Annotated in this window: 3 protein-coding genes; 1 reads left to right on the top strand and 2 read right to left on the bottom strand. The window is 42.1% G+C overall.

Annotation, left to right across the window (positions count from 1 at the left end):
- Window positions 1-9: 9 nt before the first annotated feature.
- Entirely contained in the window at window positions 10-693 is a 684-nt protein-coding gene (locus tag OSCI_RS06825; RefSeq protein WP_007354151.1) for a manganese catalase family protein, read from the bottom strand.
- Window positions 694-1,263: 570 nt separating this feature from the next.
- Window positions 1,264-3,762 (bottom strand): FHA domain-containing protein, encoded by a 2,499-nt coding sequence (locus tag OSCI_RS06820; protein WP_007354149.1) that lies wholly within the window; start codon window positions 3,760-3,762, stop codon window positions 1,264-1,266.
- A 91-nt stretch (window positions 3,763-3,853) separates the two neighbouring features.
- Here OSCI_RS06820 and OSCI_RS06815 point away from each other — a divergent pair.
- Window positions 3,854-4,340: serine/threonine protein kinase (locus OSCI_RS06815; protein ID WP_039961833.1), on the top strand; the 487-nt coding region annotated here is incomplete at its 3' end.

Below are 4,340 nucleotides of genomic sequence, written 5' to 3'. Positions count from 1 at the left end.
CAGCGATACCTAACCTTTCGGGGTAGGATCGGCAACATAGCGGAAATCAGGCTCAGAATTCCAAGCACCACGCTCATCTTTGCCATTAGTAGACAAATTGAAGTAAAGATCCACAGTCTGATCCGGCTGGATATTTCCAAACATCGGATCTGTGAGCTTATCCATCGACGAGAGCGCATTCATAAACATCTTGGTATGAGAAATTTCGCGAGTCAGTAGAAATACCAAGGTGTTTTTTGTGCCTTGATCTGGTGCCAACTTAATCAACTCTTCATAAGTCTGGCGAGCTCCAGCTTCCGCAGCAATATCAGCACGCAAATCGCGCACAACATCACCACCTTCATTGATATAAGCTGCTGTCCAAGCTTGACCTTGACTGTCTAAAAAGTGTGGGCCCATACCGCGCACTGCAAACAGCGTACTTTTGAAAACTTCAGTTTGATCGACTTTTTGAGTGTGAGCTTCGATCAGTTTGCCGACCATTTCTAAGTGACTAAACTCTTCAAGCGCAATATCTTGAAGCATATCCCGAATCCCAGGATTTTCACAGTGAAAGGACTGCACCCAATATTGCAAAGCGGCCGTTAGTTCTCCGGTGGCTCCCCCAAATTGTTCTAGCAATAATTGGGCGAAACGAGGGTTAGGCTCGTCAATCTTCACCGTATACATTAGTTCTTTTTTGTGAAAAAACAAGGCGTTATCCTCCTGTAAGTTGCGTCTGCTTTCGCCAATTCTTTAATTGCTGGGAGTGAGCTTCCCAACTTGACTATTGATAGCTTTGAAATATATTGTCTGGTAAACAATCTGGTTATACTTCGGCCGCCAGATACATCTAATATTCGGGGTTGATCTACAATAAGATAGAGTTAAGATCGGTCGGGATTTTATAGGAGCGGTTTGTATTTGGGTGGATTACAGTATAGAGATCCCCTCCTTTTTTAGCAAGGTGGGCTGTTTCATGCTCAGGTTCAATTTCCGATCTTCGTATTTCCTATTTCTCTGGTAGCGAGCATAACATGACTTTTTAATAATTCGGCTCGCTTAGTAAAAATTATCGGCTGAAAACCTTGCTGAATATGAGTTAGAGAGTTTAAAAAACGATGAGCCTGAAACAGCCCTGCTAGTTTATAGTACCTAGTTATAGCGTCCCTACTGCTAACGGCCAAGAAGGTTGTGATATAATCTAGGTTGGGTGAAATGCAGTAAAACCCAACTCTTCATTAACAGTTAACAGTTAACAGTTAACAGTTAACAGTTAACTAATTACCTAAAAATATCTTTACGTTTTAGCAACAGAAAAGTTACGGCAAAATAAACAACTGCCTGCAACCCCAAAATCCCCCAATTAAGAGCTAGATTTTCCCAACTTGGCTCATAGACAGCACTCGGATCGAATAGCTGATGTAAAAAGTTTCCATCAGACAATTCTATCGGCTTAGCCACCATAGCATTTACATTCACTAAACTGCCATAAGCTCCTACAGACCAGCGGCTCACCGTTAGCCAAGAAATCCAAAGGGCTAGTTTTTCTATTGACAACAAACTATCTAATTTAAAAAATACTCCCGAAAAAATTATCTGAAAGCCTAAAATAAAAGGTAGAACTTTATAAGCTTGAGCGATATTACTTACAAATGCTGATAGCATCAATCCCAAATTCATACTAGCTAATAGCGTTAAAAAAGTAGTGATCCCTAAACCAATAGGCCAGGTAATTATATCTGAGTCTGGTTGTTCAAAGCCTAGTAAAATTACCGCTGTCATTACCACAGCTTGCAGACAAGCTAATCCTTTTAATCCGATCAATTTTGAAATCAGATAGGGGAATAATCCTAAGCTTGCTAAACGTTCTCTCCTCAAAATTTGCTGTTCTTTAACAATTGTCGAAAGAGAACTAGAAACGCCTACCAAAATAGCCGACAATGAAAAAAACAGTAAAAATCTTAGGGCTAAGAAAGCAAGCCGGGAGTCGCTACTATTAGTAAAAATGAATGGCTCCATGTTTTTTATTCCTGCTAACAAAATAGGGCAAATAGCAGCAGAAAATAATCCTATAGCAAAATTGATCTTGTTGCGGATTGCCAATTGAAAGTAGCGCTGAATTAGTAGGGTTAACTGTCTGAAAGATGAGCCTCTGGAAGAATTAGATAGTTTGGCAAAGTTAGCTGGTTGTTGAGAGGGATTGAGGCTAAGTGGTACGGCAATGTAGCGCTGGTAATAGCTGGAATAGCGATATTTATCTTCCCACAATCTAACGATAGATTCACCTTTTTCTAGTTCGCTATAAATGCCAGTAAAATCTTGATTGTGAATGGCAAAAAAACTATAAATATCTGCTGGCGGCCCGAAGTAGCAAAGATGACCGCTGCCACCAAGAAAAACTAGGCGATCGCAAATGGTAAGATTAGCATTAGCTTGGCCTGTAAAAATCACAGTCCGCTCTTGATCTGCCAATTTTCGCAATAGCGATACCATCTTTTTATCTAATCCTGGGTCGAGTCCAAAAGTCGGTTCTTCCAAGAAAAACAACTTCGGATCTACTACTAATTCTACTCCAATACTGACTCGCTTGCGTTCGCTCTTGCTGAGGCTATTTATTAATTCATGGCGATGTTCAAACATTTCAATATCATCTAAAACTTTTTTGAACACCTGATCCACATTGATATCAGCAGGCAAGCGTAATTTAATGGCATAAATCAGGGCTTCTGCTACTGTTAATTCACCGTGAAGCGCATCATCTTTAGGTACAAAACCGATCGAACAACTATAGCTATCAAAATGTTTCCGTAAATCTTCACCGTTCGCGTACACTGCGCCACGATTGGGGGCTTCAATTCCTAACAAAGTACGCAATAAAACTGATTGATTCGCATTGCTTGTCCCAGCTAAAGCTACTAAATTCCCTGGTTCAATTACGAGGGAAATGGTGTTAAGTAAACGCTGGATTTCGTTATTTTTATCCTTGCCTTCACGGACTAATTCTATTGCTTCCAAACGAATCGCATCGCCGGGATTGACTAAGGTTACTTCACCAGCTTGGTAAATTAAAGTAAAGGGGCCGATGCGAATTTTTGCGCCTTCAGTAAGCACTACAGAATTTTTAATCCGTTTGCCATTGACAAAAACGCCATTGCTGCTGCGATCGGCGAGAACGTATTGCCCCTGAGCGTTAGCATCAATGGTGGCGTGGCGACGGGATACAATCGGGGAGTTGAGCTTTAAGGTAGCGTGGCGATCGCGACCTATGAGCACAGAACGATTCCGCAGCGCGATCGCAGTTCGTGGTAAATTACCCGCACTAGGGCTAGCAGGATTAAAATAAATTAGCTGAATTTGGTTTCTAGGGTCTTGACCGATCCGTAATTCTGTCTCATGTTTTAAAGCCAGACCTTTTGCAGGAGAGACTTGCGTAAAGCTAGGAAGCGCAAACATCCCATTAGTGCTGGGTTTGCTACCATCACCATCATAAATCCAGTAATCTTCCCCTTCTCGCCGCAAAACCGCTTGACTGCTAGAAATAATCTGCCAAACTTGAGGAACAAGTAAGTCAGCTTTGTAGGGATCGCGACCCAATACGTGCTCGTTTTTTGTTAATTCTAAGCGCAAAGTCTGCCCCTGATTGTTCAGTTCTAAATAGGGGTTACTAAGTAAATGCGTTTTCTTTTGCGTTTGACTCGTCATGGGTTTGTCGGGAAAGCAAGTGCGATCGGAGAAACAGACTGCATTCGAGCGGGTATCTTCTGATACGAATTGGCACACCCCTCTAAATTGTTCCGAAATCAACTATTAAAAGGGATAGTAATGCTATACCATGTTTAAGAAATTGCTACAAAGCTAATTCCTCCCCAGCATGAGCTACTGCATCAACCCCAAATGCCCGCGTCCTCAAAACCCTGAAAATGTTAGCTTTTGCCAAAGCTGCGGCTCTCAATTAGTAATTGAGGGACGGTATTGGGTACTCCGCCCCCTGGGGAAAGGCGGCTTTGGTCAGACTTATGAGGTAAATGAGAGTGGCATCCCTAAAGTTTTAAAGGTACTCACCTACAACGAGCCCACAGGTGTACGGCTATTTCAGCAAGAAGCTCACGTTTTAATGAGGTTGAGACATCCGGGGTTGCCAATAGTAGAGCCAGATGGTTACTTTACGTTTACACCAAATAACAGCCGCGAACCTCTGCACTGTTTGGTCATGGAGAAAATTGAAGGCCTGAACTTGCAACAGTGGTTAAAAAATCAGAATCACAAACCCCTGGGGATCGATCGCGCTATTGACTGGTTGGAACAACTGGCTAGAATTTTGCATCTCGTCCACACTCAAAATTACTTCCACCGCGATA

This window comes from Kamptonema sp. PCC 6506 (assembly GCF_000180455.1).
GTDB classification, from domain to species: Bacteria; Cyanobacteriota; Cyanobacteriia; order Cyanobacteriales; family Microcoleaceae; genus Kamptonema; species Kamptonema formosum.
Note: the sequence above shows the minus strand (reverse complement) of the source record. Positions and strands in the feature narration are given on the sequence as shown.